We start from the raw sequence: 16,807 nt of genomic DNA on the forward strand, positions 1-16,807 counted from the left end.
GGATCACCGCGACCACTCGGCCCACTCGCGCGTGTACACGGAGACGAGCTTCTGGTCGTTCAGCCGGTTCACCGGCGCCTCGACGCGGCCGAGATCGCGCGGGAACCGGAAGAGCTCCGGCAGGCCGCTCGAGTCGAGGTAGCGGAGCTTCGACGGATCGACGCGGAGGGCGCCGGGCGCGGCGAGCCCCTCGCCGCCGGCCAGGATGAACCCCCACTCGCCGAAGCTCGGCACGTAGACGTGCAGCGGCGCGGTCTTCCAGCCGGCGGCCTCGAGCGTCGTCACGACGCACCAGAACGACTCGCGCGCGTAGTGCGGCGACGTCGCCTGGACCACGGCGAGGCCGCGCACGGAGATCCGCTGCCGGAGCAGGTGGTAGAAGGCGTCCGTGTACAGCTTGCCGACCGCGTAGTTGCCCGGATCGGGGAAGTCGACGATCGCGAGATCGAACGACTCGGTCGACTCCTCGAGGTACTTGAACGCGTCCTGGTTGCGGATGACGACGCGCGGATCGCGGAGCGCGCCGCCGTTCAGGTCCGCGGCGAGCGGCAGGTCGCGGAAGGCGCCCGTGACCGCGGCGTCGAGGTCGACGAGCAGGATCTGCTCGATGGACGGGTACCGGAGCAGCTCGCGCGCGGCGAGCCCGTCCCCGCCGCCGAGGACCAGCGCGCGCCGCGGATCGCGCCCCAGCGCGGCGACGGCCGGGTGCACGAGCACCTCGTGGTACCGGTGCTCGTCGTCCGACGAGAACTGGAGGTTGCCGTTCAGGAACAGGCGCGTGGTGCGCGGGCCCCTCGTGACGACGATGCGCTGGTACGGCGACTGCGCCGCGTAGACGATGGGCGCCCCGAAGTAGAGCGCCTCCGAGCGCTCGACGAAGCGCGAGACGAGCGCGAACGCGACCCCGAGCCCCGCGATGACGACGAGGCAGAGCGCCCGCAGCTTGACGATGACGGCGCGCTCGAGCGGGAAGAGGAACGTGCTCGTGAGCGCGACCGCCGCGTTGAGCAGCCCGAAGAAGAGGCTCGTCTGGTGGATCCCGAGGCGCGGCAGGAAGATCGCGGGGAAGAGCAGGCTCGCGGCGAGGGCGCCGATGTAGTCGAGCGTGAGCACCCGCGCGACGAGGCGCTTGAGATCCAGGGAGAAGTTGAGCAGCCGGATGAGCAGCGGGATCTCGAGCCCCACGAGCACGCCGATGAGCAGCACCAGCGAGTAGAGCAGCGCGCGGAACGCCCCGAGCGCGGTGTAGACCCGGAAGAGCATCGGCGCGGAGAGCCCGCCGACGAGCGCGAGGCCGAGCTCGATCTCGACGAAGCGCTCGAGGAGGCGGGTCTCGATGTACTGCGAGAGGTACGAGCCGATCCCCATCGCGAACAGGTAGAGGCCGATGACGAAGCTGAACTGCGTCACCGAGTCGCCGAGGACGTAGCTCGCGAGCGTGCCGGTGATGAGCTCGTAGATGAGCCCCGACGTGGCGATGACGAACACGCTCGCGAGCAGCGCCGGGTGCACGAGCCGGGGCAGCGGCTGCGCCGTCAGGGCGTCTCCAGCAGGGGCCAGCGCGGCGCCCGTCGAGCTCTCCTCGGTGACCGGCATCGGCGCGGTCCTAGCACCGCTCGTGCTGGATCACAGCTGGCCTCCGCTTCTAGTATGGTGCTCGCGTGAGCACGCCCTTCGACCGAGCAGCCGCGTGCCCCTCCTGCGGCGCGCCGATCACGTTTCGTTTCGCGGGCGCGATGGCCCAGGTGTGCAAGCACTGCAAGTTCGTCATCGCCCGCACCGACCGGGATCTGCGCGCCATCGGCCGCGTCGCCGACCTCGTCGAGATCCCCACGCCCCTGCAGGTCGGGGTCACCGGGCGCTGGGGCAACGAGCCGTTCGTGGTCGACGGCCGCGTGCAGCTCGACCGCGCCGGCGCGCCTGGCGCGCCGTGGCAGGAGATCTTCATCGCGTTCCCGAGCAGCGGCCGCTGGACGTGGGTCGCCTTCGCCCAGGGGCGCTGGTACGCGACCAGCGAGGCGCCGCTCCCGCTGAACGGCCTCCCGCCGTGGACCGCCCTCCAGCCCGGCGCGCGCGTCCACCTCGAGGGGCACGGGATGTTCACCGTCGTCGAGGTGGGGCGCCGGCGCGTCATCTCGGCCGAAGGCGAGATGCCTTACGTCGCCCCGCCGGGCGTGGTGACCGGCTTCGTCGACATCGCGGGGCCGCAGGGCGAGTTCGGGACCCTCGACTACGGCGACGGCCGGAGCATCCCGCCGAAGCTCTACCTGGGCCGGCAGTTCGACCCGGCCGTGATGCGGCTCGACACCGGCGCGCCCGTGGAGATGCCCTCGGCGCAGGTGACCGCCGTGGCGTGCCCCAACTGCGGCGGCAACCTGCCGCTCGCCGCCCCCGGCACCGCGGAGCGCATCGTCTGCCGGTACTGCGGCACCGCGAGCGACCTCTCGAGGGGCGCCCTCACCGCGCTCGGCCAGGTCCCCCGGCCGCCCATGGAGCCGTACGTCCCGCTCGGCGCCGAGGGCCAGCTCCGCGGCATGCGCGTGCTCTGCATCGGCTTCGTCATCCGGGGCTGCACGGTGGAGGGCGAGCGCTACCGCTGGCGGGAGTACCTGCTCTACGGCGGGCCGAGCGTCGGCTACCTGTGGCTCATGGAAGAGGACGGCGCGTGGCAGCTCGTGGCGCCGCTCTCGCCCGGCGAGGTCCAGCCCATGGGCTCGGTCGCGACCTACAAGGGACAGACGTACTCGCTCAAGCAGAGCGTCCAGGCCGAGGTGGAGTACGTCATCGGCGAGTTCTACTGGAAGGTCGAGATCGGCGAGTCGGTCCAGGCGACGGAGTACCAGGGCTCGGACGGCAAGATCAGCATCGAGCAGGCCCCGACCGAGGTCAGCGTGTCGTTCTGCTCGCCGCTCCCGGGCAAGGAGCTCGCCGCCGCCTTCCACCTGTCGCCCCCGCCGCGCCCCGCGCTCGGCGGCGGGACGGGGATGAGCGCCGGCACGATCCTCGTCATCATCGTCGTCGTGATCATCGTCCTCATCCTCCTCAGCGCGCTCAGCGACTGCGGCGGGGGCGGCGGGGGCATCATCTTCGTTCCGACCGGCGGGAGCAGCCCGAGCTTCGGCGGCGGGAAGTGATCCAGCTTCACTGCTCGATTCGGCTGGACTTGAATTGAGCGGCGTCGCGGCGCGGCGACTGACGCGATCCGGCTGGTGCTGAGTCGGGGCGCCGAGGGCTGGACACGTCTGTGTCCACCCCCGCAGCGAGGGTGATCGCGCGGCGAGCGGAGCGGTCGGATTCGGGCAGACGATGGTCGGTTTCGGGTACCGTTCGCGGCCGGCCGTCCGTGGCGGCCGAGTGATTTCAACGGTTTACACGCTGGTCGGCGGCGGCCCGTGACGTGCAATGTGCCGCCGAAGCCGGCGCGGGCCGGTGACGGAGGACCATGCAAACCGTGAATTCGGTCGATCCGCACGCACAGCTGCGCGCGCTCTACATCTCCCTGCTCCGGAACCAGGAGCACTTCGACGAGTTCAAGCAGCTCCTCGCCCTCTACGTCGTCGCGCCCGAGTCCGACGAGGAGCCGGCGGATGCGGCCAGCGTCCGCGCGGAGCTCAACGGGCGCATCCGCTCCTGGATCGGCGGCTTCTTCGACGGGCTGAGCGCCGCTCAGGTGCTCCAGTGGCGGGCCATCGTGGTCGAGGAGCGCATCAACGTGTGCCTGTCGCCCTGGAAGGAGTCGAACATTTATTGATGCTGCGGCGCAGGCGACAGGCGGGGTTGCACCGCCATCGACGTACATCTCACCGGCGCGGCTCCGCCCCGGTGCCATCTACCGGCGCCCCGGGTGCGCGGCCGTCCACCGGCGCCCGGAGCGCGCGGCGCAGGTCCGGCGGGGCGGCGCGCCTGGCGACGGAGGTGCCCGCTCATGGATGAGGCGCTCTGGGTGGATGAGCTCTACAAGGCGTTCTGGCGGACGCTCCCCGGCATGCTGCACGCCGAGGCGCAGGGGCTGGCCCACACCCTCGGCCTGGCGCCGTCGCGCGACGTGCCCTGGAGCGCGGTGTTCCGCAACGAGTTCACCCTGGCGGCGCCCGCGCTGCTCGCGGAGGCGATGCCCGGCGTCCGGGGGGCCACGGTGCAGGACGCGCTCCTCGCGCACGTGCTCGCCGTCATCGAGGCGTTCGGCACCGACCGCATCCACGACGCGCAGGTCCGCCCGACCTGGCAGCTCGAGGCGATCCTGGCCCACGCGCGGCGCGCGCGCGACGAGGCGCTCCGCCGCGTCGCCCCCGGCGTCGACGACCCGGCCATCGATTTCGCCCGCGCGGACGAGGCCACGCTGCTCGCCATCGGGGCCGAGCGCGTCCTCCTCGCGAGCGGCGAGCCCGCCGGCTTCAGCCGCTATTACGCGCTCTCGCTCGCCAAGCAGAGCGTCGGCTTCCCGGCGTCGATCGCCCTGGCGCACGCCGCGGGCTGGACGGCCGCGCAGCGCGAGGTGCTCTCGCGGATGCTCTCGTCGGTTTGGCTCGGCCTGCAGCTCCACGACGACGTCATGGACTGGCAGGACGACTACCAGCGCGGCGGCGCCTGGGCCGTCGTCCTGGCCTCGGAGCTCCGGTCGCGCGCGCACGGGGAACCCGACGTCGGCGACGTCGGCGACGTCGACGACGGGGATGACGATGCCGCGCGCGCCCCCGGCGGCGCGCACCGCCGCGGCGCGGTCGCGTACGGGCCGCTCGGCACGCCGCCGTGGGGCATCGCCGCGACCCCGAAGGCGCAGAGCGAGCCGCCGGCCTCCAGCGCGTCCTCGTCCCTGATCCCCGTCCGGCGCATGGTCCTCGACGCCGGCGTCCTCGGGGCGATGCTCGACGGGGAGCGCCGGTGCTTCCGCGCCGCCCGGCGGCGCGCGGCCGTCCTCGGCGCGCGCCGCGTCGCCGCCTGGGCGGAGGGGAGGGAGGTGCAGGCGCAGGAGCTCGCGCGGTGCGAGGCCGAGAGCCCGGGCTTCGCCAACCGCGCCCATGCGCTCAAGTCGTGGGCCAAGGCCGTGCTGGCATGAGCCGGGGCCGCAGCGCGGCCACGCGAAAGGGAGGGGGGCCTCCGGCGGGCGGCGCGGCCACGCCAGGGGGGGCGGCCCCCCCCGAGGGCGGCGCGGCCACCCCAGGAGGCGCGGGCTGCCCGGAGGGCGGCGCGGCCGTCCCAGGAGGGGAGGGCCTCCCGGAGGAAGGACCCGCCCGCCCGGAGCGCAGCCGCTCGAGCGCTCCGCCCCCGGCGTCCGCCGCCTCGCGCCGGGAGCGCCCGCCGCGCCCGCCGTGGGACTTCGGTTATGCCCCGGTGCCGACGGCCGCGTGCGACGACGACGGCGGCCCCCTCGATGTGGTCGTCGCCGCGCGCCGCGCCGTGGCGCCCGACGCCGTGACCGCGGCGCTCTCGGCGCGGTGGTCCGGGGTCGAGGTCGAGCGGATCGTCGAGCGGGCGCCCATCTTCTGGCTGCGCGTCCGGTCGCCCGATCGCGGGCGGCGCGCCGAGGTCGCCGCGGCGCTCGCGGCCGCGGGGCTCCCGGTGCGCTACGTCGCGTCGGCCCAGCGCACGAGCGCCGCGGTCGCGCCGCGCTTCGACGCCGCCCCGGCCGACGCGGCGCGCCCCGGCGAGGGCTGGGCCGCGCGCGGCGCCTCGGACGAGGACGAGCCCGTCACGCCCGGCCGCTGGTTCCTCCGCGCCGAGCAGGGCGGGATCGCCGTCGATCGCCGCCGCTGCGGGACCGGCGCCGGGATGCGCCTCGGCGTGATCGACGACGACGGCCAGGCGGCCGACGAGCTCGGGCTCGACCGCGAGGTGCTGGTCCTTGTCGAGCAGCCGCCGCGCAGCCAGGCGCACGGCGCGCTGATGGTCGCGTGGGCCGTCGGGGTCCGCCGCCCCGGCGGCTTCCGCGGCGTCGCGCCGGACGCCTCGCCGCGGCTCTACCTGATCCCGAAGCCGGGCGGGTGCGTCCTCGCCTTGCCGGTCGCGATCGTCCAGGCGGTCAGCGACGGCGCCGACGTCGTTGTCTGCGCCGCGTACATCGAGGGCTCCACGACGCCGATGCTCGACGACGCGCTCGAGTTCGCCGCCCGCCTCGGGCGCCGCGGGCGGGGCTGCCCGGTCGTTTTCCCGACCGGCCGCGAGGCGTCGAGCCCCCCCGACTCGCTCCACGCGAGCTTCTCGCTCGGGTTCGGCGAGCCCGCGAGCGACCCGCGCGTGTTCTGCGTCGGCCCGGCCGCCCGCGGCGAGGGCTGGTTCCTCTGGCGGGATCGCCGGCGGCGCAGCCGCCCCTTCGCCAACCGCGGCCCGGCGGTGCGGTGGCTCGCGCCCGGCGACGATCTCACGTGCCCGCTCCCGCCCGCGTCGGGCGTGGAGCCCGCGACCGAGCGGCTCTGCCACGCGGAGTCGAGCGGGGCGTCGGCCCTCGCCGCGGGCGCCCTGCTCCTCGTCCTCGCGCAGAACCCCGCGCTCCGCGTGCCCGAGCTCGACGTCCTCGTCCGGCGCACGCTCGACCCGGTGCCCCCCGAGGCGCCCGCGTCGGCCGAGCCGGTGGCCGACAGGTGGGACCTCCTCCCCGAGGCGCGCGACCGCGACGGCCACAACGCGAAGCACGGCTACGGCCGCATGGACGCGGGCCGGGCGTGCCTCGCCGCCGGCGATCCGATCGCGCTCTCGCTGGTGCTCCTCGGCGAGGACGACGCCGCGCGCGCCTGGCACGACGCGCGCGCGACGCGCCCGCTCGCCCGCGGCCTGTACTCGCGCCGCCTCGCGCGCTGGGCCGTCCGCGCGCTGCTCGCCGACCCGGGCCTCTGCCACGGCGTCTGCGCCCTCGCGCGCCACGCCCGCCTCACCGCGGGAGACCCCCGGCGCCAGCGCGCCCACGGCGTGGGCGTCGTGCTGCGGCACCTCTCGGTCCTCGTCCGCGGCCTCGCCGTGAGCCGCCCGGCGCCCGCGCGCTCGCCGGGCGTGCGGGAGGAGCTCGCCGCCCTGCTCGACTGGCTCGAGCGATCCGCGAGCGACGCCGACGCCGTGGAGGCCGTCGAGGCGCGCTTCGGGGACCTGGCGGCCGCCGTGTTCGCGGGCGCCGCGGAGCGCGGCGCGCCCGAGAGCGCCGCCCGGGCGCGCTCCGCCGCCCCTCCGGTGGAGTGATCCCGCCCTCATCTCCGCCCTGGAACGTAATGAACCTCGCGCGACAGCGCCGCCGGGCGACCGGGACGTGGGGGCGGGGGCGCCGCGCCTCGGCCGGGGCGTGAGCCCCGTTGGTTCACCCGGGGTTCCAGCGTATCGTGGGTGGCTCGGGGCGCAATTTACGCGCTGTCGAGTCTCCCGATGCGAGCTATCGAGAATCGGCGTTGGCTCCTTGCGGCGGTCGTCCTCGCGGCGCTCGTTCTGGGCGGCCTGGGGATCAGGAACGCTCTGCGCTGGTACGAGCGCCCGTTTCCTGGCGTCCTCGTCGACCCGGACGGCGTTGTCTCGAGCCTGGGCCTGCCCTCCTGGGAGGGCTTCCAGAAGGGCCTCCGGTTCCCCGATCGGGTCGTCGAGGTGAACGGCTGGCGCCTCGAGAGCACCGCGGGGCGTTACCGCGCCAGCGTCTGGGACGCCGCAGTCGAGCAGGCGGCGCGCGAGGGGCAGCGCTCGATGCGCGTCCGCGTCGAGACCGCGGAAGGGCTGCGCGACGTCGAGCTCACGCTCGCCCCGTTCGATCCGCTCGCCTGGTGGTTCTACGCCGGCGGGCTGATGGTGGTCGCCTCGCTCTACGTCGGCGCCGCGCTCATCGCGCTGAGCGCCAGCCCGCACGGCAAGCTCGCCCGCGCCTTCGCGAGCGCGGCGCTGTTCACCGCGCTCTTCCAGTTCACGATCTTCGACTACCACGGCGCGCGCGACCTCGTTCCGTTCTTCCACGTCGCCTACGCGCTCGTCCCGATGAGCTTCTTCACCCTGGCGCTCCGGCTGCCGGATGACGTCCCGCTGCTCGCGCGCTACCCCGCCCTCGGGTGGATCGCGGAGGCGCTCGGCGGCCTGCTCGCCGCCGGCCTGCTCGCCTCGCACGCCGTGGGGTGGACCACCGTCGGGCTCCGGGGCGTCTGCGCGACGCTCATGGTCGCGTCGTTCTTCTTCTTCGCGACCGCCCTGATCGTCCGCTTCGCCGTGGCCGAGGGGGATCGGCGCCGCACGCTGCGCGTGCTGCTCCTCGCGATGGCGCCGCCGCACGTCGTGATGGCGCTCGGCTTCATGCTGGCCATGCTCGGCGTCTCGGCGTCGCGGCTCGCCTGGTTCGCGATCCCGGCGCTCGCCCTCACGCCTGTCTCGAGCGTCGTCGCGTTCATCCGCTACGACCTCTGGGGGAGCCGCGCGCTCCTCTCGCGCCCGCTCACGCGGGTCATCATCGCCGGCATGATGGTCGCGCTCACGGTGATCGTCTGCTCCGCCTGCGCGGGGTACGCCGGCCTGCCGCTGCTCGGCGCGCTGAAGGTCGCCGTGCCGGCCGCCGTCGTCAGCGCCGTGCTCGTCGTGTTCGCGCTCGGCGCCGGCGACCGGAAGCTCTTCCCGGCGCGCGCGGAGTACAAGCCCACCGTCGAGCAGCTCAGCGAGGAGCTGACGCTCGTCACCGATCCCGAGGAGGTCGCCGACGCTGTCGAGCGGATCGTGGCGCGCTGGCTGCCCTGCGAGCGGGTCACCTTCCGCCCCTTCGCGGCCGACGCGATCGACGCTGGCCACCTCGACAGCGAGGGAGAGCCGCGGGCGACCGAGCAGAGCGGCGAGCGGATCCTCGGGCTCGGCCCGCCCGAGGTGAGCGCGAGCGAGCTGTCGCTGACGGTGATGTTCCGCGGCCGGCTGCTCGGCGTCCTCGAGGTGGGCCGGAAGCGCGGCGGCGCCCTGTTCACGAGCGAGGACCTCGACCTGCTCCGCACCATCGGCAACCAGGCCGCGCTCGCCCTCGCGCACGCGCACAGCTACGCCGAGCTGGAGCGGCGGCGGCGCGAGCAGGCGGCCGCGTGGCGCGACGAGCGCGCGGCGCTCATCGAGACGCTCGCGGCCGAGATCACCCACGAGGTGCGCTACCCGATCAACTTCTTCCGCTCGGTGTTCCAGCGCGGGTCGAGCGACCAGCGCCTGGACGCCGAGGAGGTCGAGATCGGCTGCGAGGAGGTCGAGCGCCTCGAGCGCCTCGTGATGGGGCTGCGGCGGGTCACGCACCGGAAGCTCGAGCGCCGCCGCCTGTCTGTCGAGGAGCTCGTGAGCCGGGCGGAGATGCTGCTGCGCGATCAGCTCGGCAAGCGGCGGATCGAGGCGCGGGTGAGCGCGACCCCGAGGCTCCGCTGCGACCACGATCAGGCGACGCAGGTGCTCGTGAACCTGCTCTCGAACGCCCTCGACGCGGCGGGCGAGAAGGGGACCATCGGCGTCACCTGGGCGACCACGGAGGGCGGCGCCGAGCTCGTCGTGTGGGACACGGGGCCCGGGATCTCGGGCGACGCGGCGCGGATCTTCGCGCCCTGGTACACGACGAAGCCCGGCGGGACGGGGCTCGGGCTCGCCATCACCCACCGCATCGTCCGCGCCCACGGGTGGACCATCGACGCGGAGCGGCGCGACGGCAGGACGCGGTTCGTGATCTCCATCCCGGCCGCCGACGTGTCCCAGAGCGCGGAGGAAGAGGTCGCGTGAAGATCCTGGTCGTCGATGATCAGCGGAGCGGCCGCCGCACGCTGCGGCAGATCCTGACCGCGCTCGACGAGGTCGAGGTGCTGGAGGCGGTGGGACTGGACGACGCCATCGCGGCGGTGGAGCGGAGCGCGCCGGACCTCCTGCTGCTCGACGTGCGCCTCTCGGACGACCCGCGCGACCGCGGGGGCCTGGAGATCCTGCGGCGGGTGCGGGCCTCGGGGCGCAGCACGCCCGCGGTGATGGTCACCTCGGTGAGCGAGCTCTCCGAGATCCGCGAGGCCATGCGGCTCGGCGCCCAGGACTACGTCCTGAAGGACGAGCTCTGCCCGGAGATGCTGCTGCCGATCGTCGAGGGGCAGCGCGAGCGGCTGCTGCTCAAGGGCGAGGTGGTGCGGCTGCGCGAGCGCGTCGATCGCACGTTCGGCACGAAGGCGCTGCTCGGCTCGTCCGCCGCGATGGAGCGGGTGCGCCGGATCATCGAGCGCGTCGCGGAGTCGAGCAAGACGGTGCTCATCCGCGGCGAGACCGGCAGCGGCAAGGAGATGGTGGCCCGCGCGCTGCACGAGATGAGCTCTCGCCGCGGCGAGCCGTTCGTGGCGGTCAACTGCTCGGCGCTGCCGGGGACGCTGATCGAGTCGCTCATCTTCGGCCACGAGCGCGGCGCCTTCACCGGCGCCGAGAAGCGCATGCGCGGCCAGCTCGAGCTCGCGGGCGCGGGCACCATCCTGCTCGACGAGATCGCCGAGATGCCCGGCGAGCTCCAGGCGAAGCTGCTCCGCGTCCTCGAGGACCGCCGCTTCCGCCCGCTCGGCGCCGAGTCGGAGATCCCGCTCCGCGCCCGCGTCCTCGCCGCGACGCACGTCGACCTCGAGAAGCGCATCCACGAGGGGCGCTTCCGGGAGGACCTCTTCTACCGGCTCAACGTCGTCACCGTGCACGTCCCGTCGCTGGCCGAGCGCGACGCGGATCTCATCGAGCTGCTGCTCGCGTTCACCGCGGAGCTCCCGCGCAAGCTCCGCTACACCGACGACGCGATCGCGTGGCTCGTCCGGCGGCCGTGGCCCGGCAACGTGCGGGAGCTCCGGAACGTCGTCGAGCGGCTGGCGCTGCTCGCGGACGACGATCTCATCGACGTCCCCACGCTCGAGGAGCTCGCGCGCGAGCGGCCGGTCATCGACGCGACCGCGGAGATCGACCGTCTGGCGCGCGCGCTGCTCGCGCTGCCCGAGCGGCTCGGGTCGAAGCTGCGGGTGATCGAGCGGGCGGTGCTGCACCACGCGATCGAGAGCTGCGGCGGCAACAAGGCGGCCGCGGCGCGGCTCATCGGCGTCGACCGGAAGATGCTCGAGCGGCGCTGGGACCGGCACACCGGGGAGGAGCCGCCGAGCAGCCGGCGGCTGACGCCGGCGAACGCGCCGCGGTACCTCGGGGAGGAGCCGCCGAGCAGCCGGCGGCTGACGCCGGCGAACGCGTCGCGGTACTTCGGGGGTGAGGAGCCGCCGAGCAGCCGCCGCTTCACGCTGCCGTCGGACCCGGGCGACACCTGAGCGGCCGCGCTTTCGCTGCGGGCGCGCTGTGGCCGCGGGCGCCGTGGTCGCGGCCGCGCTGCGCGCTGTCGCGGCCGCACGCCCGCGATGCCGCGCTGCGCGCTACTTCCTGCCGATGCCCGTGTAGAGGAACCCCATCCCGCGGAGCTCGTCGGGCTCCCAGACGTTGCGCCCGTCGAAGAGCGCCGGGGAGCTCAGGATGCGCTTCAGCCGGTGGAAGTCGGGGCGCCGGTACTCGTGCCACTCGGTGACGACGACCAGGGCGTCCGCGCCCTCGGCCGCGCCGTACATGCCGTCGCTCAGCAGGATGCGGTTGCCGTAGATCGCGCGCACGTTCGGCATCGCCTGCGGGTCGTGCGCCTGGACCGTCGCGCCCGCCTCGAGCAGCTCGTCGATGAGCGTGAGCGCGGGCGCCTCGCGGATGTCATCGGTCTGCGGCTTGAACGCGAGCCCCCAGACCGCGATCGTCTTGCCCTTCAGCGCGCCGTCGAAGTGGGCGCTCACCTTGCTCGCGAGGACCCGCTTCTGGCGCGCGTTGATCCGCTCGGTCGCCCGGACGATCTCGAGGTCGTGCCCCACCGACCCCGCCGTGTACAGGATGGCCGAGAGATCCTTGGGGAAGCACGACCCGCCGAACCCCGGGCCGGCGAAGAGGAACTTGGTGCCGATGCGCGGGTCGGCCCCGACGCCCTTGCGCACGAGCTCGATGTCCGCGCCGACCTTCTCCGCGAGCAAGGCCAGGTCGTTCATGAACGAGATACGCGACGCGAGCAGGGCGTTGGCGGCGTACTTGGTGAGCTCGGCCGAGCGCGCGTCCATGAGCTGGATGCGATCGCTCGCCCGGACGAACGGGTTGTACAGGTGGCGCAGGATCTCGCGGGCCTTCGGGTCGTCCGACCCGATGATCACGCGGTCGGGCTTCATGAAGTCGTTCACCGCGTCGCCCTCCTTGAGGAACTCCGGGTTCGACGCGACGGCGAACGCCTGCGACGTGTGCGCGCCGATGATCTGCCGGAGCCTGTCGGCCGTCCCGACCGGGACCGTGCTCTTGGTGGCGATCACCTTGAAATTGTTGAGGTTCTTGCCGATCGTCTCGCCGACGGCCTCGACGGCGGAGAGGTCCGCGGAGCCGTCGTCGGCCTGGGGCGTCCCGACGGCGATGAAGACGATCTCCGCGTCGCGGATGGCGCCGGCGACGTCGGTCGAGAAGCGGAGCCTGCCGTCGCGCGCGTTCTTCGCGATCAGCACGTCGAGGCCGGGCTCGTAGATCGGCACCTCGCCGCGCTTCAGCATCTCGATCTTCGCGGCGGACACGTCGACGCAAGCCACGTCGTTCCCGAAATCCGCGAACCCCGCGCCGGCCACCAGGCCGACATACCCTGTTCCCACGACGGCAAGCTGCATGGGCGGGACGCTACCACGACTCCGCTGCTGTTCGAGCGGTGAGGAGCGCGAAGTGTGACCTGCGATCGATCCGTCCCGCTCCTGCAGCGTGCGCCCTCGCGCGGACGCGCTCGCCGCGTGGCCGCGGGCGCTCGACGCCTGCGGCGGCGGGTGGCTCAGGGGTGTACGAACACGACCGTTCCGGTGAGCGAGCGCGCCGCGCCGTGCCAGCCCGGCGGGACGGCGGGCTCGGTCCAGAAGAAGAGCCGGCGCGCGTCCTCCGGAGACAGGTTGATGCAACCGTGGCTCTTGGGCCGGCCGAACTTGTCGTGCCAGTAGGCGCCGTGCAGCGCATACCCCTCCTCGAAGTACTGCACGTAGGGGACGTCGCGCAGCTCGAACTCCTCGCCGACGGCGTCCGAGTCCATGGTGATGGAGATGTACTTCGTGTGGATACGGAAGATCCCGCGCTTGGTCGCGGTGGAGGACTCGTGGTCTTCGAGCCCCGCCTCGCCGCTCGAGATGAGCGTGGCGTAGACGGGCTTCGTGCCCTCGTAGGCGACGAGCACCTGCTTCGTGAGGTTCACGTCGAGCCACTTCTCGCCGTTCTTGCCCCACGCGGGCATCTTCTTGGCGGGGTCGATGCGGCCGGCGTGGCGGTCGTCGACCCAGTCGCCGTCCTTCGTCTCGTAGTGCAGCTTGCCGCCGAAGAACTGCTGCTTGCCGGTCAGGGGCACGGCCGAGCGCCACTCGAGCTCTCCGCCATCGACGAGCTTCTTGCCCTCGACGCGCCAGCGCTTGCCGCCGGCGCGGCGCACGAGCGCGAACGGGAAGTCGATGTCCTTGCCGATCTCGACGCCGTGGAAGTCGGAGCCGCGGATGGGGCGGAAGCGGTCGGCGGGGACGACGCGCAGGTCGGTGGTGACGTTGTAGCGCCGGCCCTCGTGGAGGAACGACTCGATGAAGGCCATGCCGTTGCGCCGCGAGACCTCGTCGATCTTCACGGCGTCGTCGGTCTTGATGAGGCCGGAGAGGTTGGGGGCGCGCCGGCCGTCGCGCAGGAACCAGGGGATGTCGCGATCGGTGATGCGCTGCGCGAGCGCGTCGAGCGCGGGCGGGGCGGGCTCGCTGCGCCACTTGAGCCACACGTCGAGGCCGTAGGTGGCGCCGCTCTCCTCGTCCTTGGCCCAGCGGTCGAGGTGCTTCTTGAGGCTCGGCTCGTGGCGCGCGACGTCGTCCTCGGTGGGGATGCGCGCGTAGGCGGGGCCGCCGCGCGTCACGACGCCGTACATGTACGGGAGCTTGTGGGTGACGTCGGGGCGGCGGGACGCGGCGCGGACGATCTCGTGATCGAGGTCGAGGGTCGCGTCGGGGCCGAGGCACACGTAGCCGAACGGCTTGATCTTGCGGAAGCCCCCGGGGCAGCCGGCGGTGCCGGCGGGCTCGGGGTCGATCTCCACGATCGCGCCGGCGCGAAGGAAGCCGACGCGCTTCGCGTCGGTGCTGGGCCGGGCGTAGACGCGGGTGAGCATCGAGAGGCTCGCGAGCCGCGGGCTGCCCTCCGGGGGCGGCGCGGGCGGGGTGGCGACGCCGCTCAGCGAGACGATGGGCGGGCCCACGGGCTGGCCGGGCGGGGGCTCATCCTCGGCGGGGGCAGGGGAGGCGGGGGACGCCGAGGCGGCGGCGGAGGGCGCGGCGGCCGCGGGCTTCTGGACATCGCCGGGGCCCGGGAGCTCGCTCGGCGATTCGGGGGCGCTCCCGGACTGACCGCACCCCGGGAGGAGCGCGGCGAGGGCGAGGAGCGCGAAGGCACGGCGGCTCGCCGCGGGCGTGGCTGCGGCGCGCGTTCGGGGCGGCGTGTCCATGGCGGGGCGACCGTAGTGCACAGGAGGGGGAGGCTGGCCAGTTTTCGGCGGGCCCGTCGCGGCGTCTGGGTGAGCACCCGAGGCGCTCCCCGCGGCGGGCTCCGGAGGCCCTCCGGCAGGGTCCTGGATCGTCCGCGCGCCCTTCGCGAGGGGCGAGGGCAGGTCGCGACCTGCCGGAGCGGGCTCCGGAGGCCCTCCGGCAGGGTCTCGAATCGCCCGCACACCCCTCGCGAGGGGGCGGGAGCAGGTCGCGACGTGCCGGAGCGGGCCCCGGAGGCCCTCCGGTTCGGTTTCGGATCGACCCGACCCCCCTCTCGAGGGGGCGGGGACAGGTCGCGACGTGCCGGAGCGGGCCCCGGAGGCCCTCCGGTTCGGTTTCGGATCGACCCGGCCCCCCTCTCGAGGGGGCGGGGACAGGTCGCGACCTGCCGCGCGGGGCGCGACGCGTCAGGAGCTCCCGCCGGTGGACTCCATCCACGCGAGCCACTCGTTCGCCTCGCGCAGGGCGTCCGCCGCGGCCACGAGCGCGCCGTCGCCGCCGATCCGGGCCACGAGCGGCGCGAGCATCTCCACGCCTCCCCAGCCGCTCAGGGTCGACGCCAGCGTGACCGAGCCGGCGGCGTCGCCGAAGCTACCGGCGGAGATAGGCGGCGGCGCGGCCCTCCGGGGGACGACCGCTCGCCCGGGCGCACGCGCCCAGCAGCGCTCGGGCGGCCTCGACGAACCGCCGCTCGCAGAGGGCGGCGCCGTCCTCGCTCGCGGCCACCCAGGCCGCGCGCAGGGCCTCGTGCCGGAACCGGAGCGCGCTCCACCGCTCGCCCCACGCGATGACCGGATCGATCACGGCGCGGTGCGCGTCGAGCGCGGCGGCGAGCTCGGTCTCGTCCACGCCGAGGAGCGCCGCCGCGTCCCCGAGGTCGAGCGGCGCGAACGCGCGCGCGCCCGCCCGGACGAGGACGCGCTGCGCGCCGGACCCGTCGAGCGAGCCGAAGAAGCGGTCGATCACCGTGGCCTTGCCGGCGCCGGCCGGCCCGTACACGACGCAGGCGCCGGCGCGATCTCCGCCATGCCAGGCGCAGATCGCGTCGAAGGCTTCGCGTTGGCTGTGCCCGAACAAGCCGTGATCCATCGTTGCCTCCCGCTCCGCGCTGCTCGCCTGGTCGCTCAATAGCCCTTGGGTTTCCGGTACTTGCCGTACTGCCCTCGCTTGCCCTCGGCGCCCACCACCCCGTGGCCGATCTCGAGGTCCGCGAGCAGCTGGCCGCAGGAGTCGCAGGGGTCGACGCGCGGGCCCCCTTTCTCCTGGAAGGTCTCAGTAGCGGTACCGGTTGTAGAAGAGCCCAGTCTCCGCGTTGGCCTGTTGACCCAGGAGCCGTATCGGTGTCGCCGCCGTCCCGGCGCCCTCATGGCCCTCATCGGCTCGCTCCTGCGACGCGCGCGTCGTGGCTGGAGCCGCGCTGTCGATCGAACACCGCTCCAGTCACGACGCGCGCGCCGCTGGGCTAGGGCCGACCGAACCTGAGCAGCAGCCCGAGCCAGCCCCTCGCCAGGTAGAGGAGGTTGATCAGCACGTAGATCCAGAAGAACACGTCGAGCCGGTCGGCGAGCGCGAACGCCCAGATGTGGCTCGGGTAGTGGTTCAGGAAGCGCAGGAACGTCGTCACGAGCGCCGCCGCCCGGGCGACGGGTGACCGGGGGCGCTCCTCGGTGGCGGTCTCGTAGTACGCGGAGACCGACGTCTCCTTGCCGCTGATCTCCGGGCGGCGGACGAAGTTCGTCAGCGAGATGGCCGAGGCGATCACCGCGACGCCGACCACGCCGGCGAGCAGGAACCGCGGGTCGCCGGCGGGCCAGAGCGCCGCGTCGAGACCGAGCCCGCCGCCGTGGAAGAGGCGGATCGAGAGGGCGCCCGAGAGGAGCACCGCCTTGAGCTCGTCCGTGAAGAAGTCGAAGAGGTGGCCCTCCTTCGACGCGAGCTGCTTGTGGCGCGCGAGCATCCCGTCGGCGCAGTCGAGCAGGTAGCTCAGCTCGAGCACGGCGATCGCGACGAGGCCCCCCGACGCCGTGGGCAGCGCGACGAGCAGCGCGGCCGCCACCACGAACACGGCGAGGTTGAGCAGCGTGACCTGGTTCGGCGTGATCGCCGTCCGCGCGAGCAGCGCGACGACGCCGCCGGCGAGCGGGCGCATCAGGTACGTGTTGAAGAGCTGATCGTGCTTCTTCCGCGTGGCCAGGTAGATCTGCTTCGCTTCGCCGAGCATGCGGGGCGCATCCTAGTGCCGCGCGCTCGCGCCGCGCGCGAGAAATCCTGCCGGGCACGTGGCC

Annotated in this window: 11 protein-coding genes; 6 read left to right on the plus strand and 5 right to left on the minus strand. The window is 73.9% G+C overall.

The window, feature by feature from the left end:
- Nucleotides 1-3: 3 nt before the first annotated feature.
- Entirely contained in the window at nt 4-1,596 is a 1,593-nt protein-coding gene (locus WME96_RS13975; protein ID WP_437290616.1) for a polyamine aminopropyltransferase, read from the minus strand.
- A 65-nt stretch (nt 1,597-1,661) separates the two neighbouring features.
- Here WME96_RS13975 and WME96_RS13980 point away from each other — a divergent pair, with 65 nt between their 5' ends.
- From WME96_RS13980 to WME96_RS14005, 6 genes are all read left to right on the plus strand, one after another.
- Nucleotides 1,662-3,134, plus strand: coding sequence for a DUF4178 domain-containing protein (locus WME96_RS13980; RefSeq protein ID WP_437290617.1), 1,473 nt, complete (start codon nt 1,662-1,664; stop codon nt 3,132-3,134).
- A gap of 308 nt (nt 3,135-3,442) precedes the next feature.
- The gene (locus WME96_RS13985; protein WP_061618292.1) at nt 3,443-3,751 is read left to right on the plus strand and encodes a hypothetical protein; all 309 of its coding nucleotides are present in this window, start codon (nt 3,443-3,445) and stop codon (nt 3,749-3,751) included.
- 174 nt (nt 3,752-3,925) lie between these two features.
- A complete protein-coding gene (locus WME96_RS13990; protein ID WP_437290618.1) occupies nt 3,926-5,056 on the plus strand; it encodes a hypothetical protein in 1,131 nt (376 codons plus the stop codon).
- Nucleotides 5,057-5,331: 275 nt separating this feature from the next.
- Nucleotides 5,332-7,167: a hypothetical protein gene (locus tag WME96_RS13995; protein ID WP_437290619.1), complete on the plus strand. Its 1,836-nt coding sequence runs from the start codon at nt 5,332-5,334 to the stop codon at nt 7,165-7,167.
- Nucleotides 7,168-7,347: 180 nt separating this feature from the next.
- On the plus strand, nt 7,348-9,687 hold the full coding sequence (locus WME96_RS14000; RefSeq protein WP_437290620.1) for a sensor histidine kinase: 2,340 nt from the start codon (nt 7,348-7,350) through the stop codon (nt 9,685-9,687).
- Nucleotides 9,684-11,234: a sigma-54-dependent transcriptional regulator gene (locus WME96_RS14005; protein ID WP_437290621.1), complete on the plus strand. Its 1,551-nt coding sequence runs from the start codon at nt 9,684-9,686 to the stop codon at nt 11,232-11,234. Before WME96_RS14000 ends, WME96_RS14005 begins: the two co-directional genes overlap by 4 nt.
- A 102-nt stretch (nt 11,235-11,336) precedes the next feature.
- Here WME96_RS14005 and WME96_RS14010 read toward each other — a convergent pair whose 3' ends face one another.
- From WME96_RS14010 to WME96_RS14025, 4 genes are all read right to left on the minus strand, one after another.
- Nucleotides 11,337-12,638: a UDP-glucose dehydrogenase family protein gene (locus WME96_RS14010; RefSeq protein WP_437290622.1), complete on the minus strand. Its 1,302-nt coding sequence runs from the start codon at nt 12,636-12,638 to the stop codon at nt 11,337-11,339.
- A gap of 155 nt (nt 12,639-12,793) precedes the next feature.
- Nucleotides 12,794-14,482, minus strand: coding sequence for a L,D-transpeptidase (locus tag WME96_RS14015; protein WP_437290623.1), 1,689 nt, complete (start codon nt 14,480-14,482; stop codon nt 12,794-12,796).
- A gap of 631 nt (nt 14,483-15,113) precedes the next feature.
- Nucleotides 15,114-15,611 (minus strand): hypothetical protein, encoded by a 498-nt coding sequence (locus WME96_RS14020; protein ID WP_437290624.1) that lies wholly within the window; start codon nt 15,609-15,611, stop codon nt 15,114-15,116.
- Between the two features lie 373 nt (nt 15,612-15,984).
- Complete coding sequence (locus tag WME96_RS14025; protein ID WP_437290625.1) at nt 15,985-16,743, minus strand: CDP-alcohol phosphatidyltransferase family protein; 759 nt, start codon at nt 16,741-16,743, stop codon at nt 15,985-15,987.
- Nucleotides 16,744-16,807: the final 64 nt, after the last annotated feature.

Source organism: Sorangium sp. So ce406 (genome assembly GCF_051474675.1).
GTDB lineage: Bacteria > Myxococcota_A > Polyangia > Polyangiales > Polyangiaceae > Sorangium > Sorangium cellulosum_G.

Coding starts and splice junctions, on each gene's coding strand:
- WME96_RS14025 (WP_437290625.1), bottom strand. CDS start 16,743: ATGCTCGGCGAAGCGAAGCAGATCTACCTGGCCACGCGGAAGAAGCAC.
- WME96_RS13975 (WP_437290616.1), bottom strand. CDS start 1,596: ATGCCGGTCACCGAGGAGAGCTCGACGGGCGCCGCGCTGGCCCCTGCT.
- WME96_RS14020 (WP_437290624.1), bottom strand. CDS start 15,611: ATGGATCACGGCTTGTTCGGGCACAGCCAACGCGAAGCCTTCGACGCG.
- WME96_RS14000 (WP_437290620.1), top strand. CDS start 7,348: ATGCGAGCTATCGAGAATCGGCGTTGGCTCCTTGCGGCGGTCGTCCTC.
- WME96_RS13985 (WP_061618292.1), top strand. CDS start 3,443: ATGCAAACCGTGAATTCGGTCGATCCGCACGCACAGCTGCGCGCGCTC.
- WME96_RS14010 (WP_437290622.1), bottom strand. CDS start 12,638: ATGCAGCTTGCCGTCGTGGGAACAGGGTATGTCGGCCTGGTGGCCGGC.
- WME96_RS13990 (WP_437290618.1), top strand. CDS start 3,926: ATGGATGAGGCGCTCTGGGTGGATGAGCTCTACAAGGCGTTCTGGCGG.
- WME96_RS14015 (WP_437290623.1), bottom strand. CDS start 14,482: ATGGACACGCCGCCCCGAACGCGCGCCGCAGCCACGCCCGCGGCGAGC.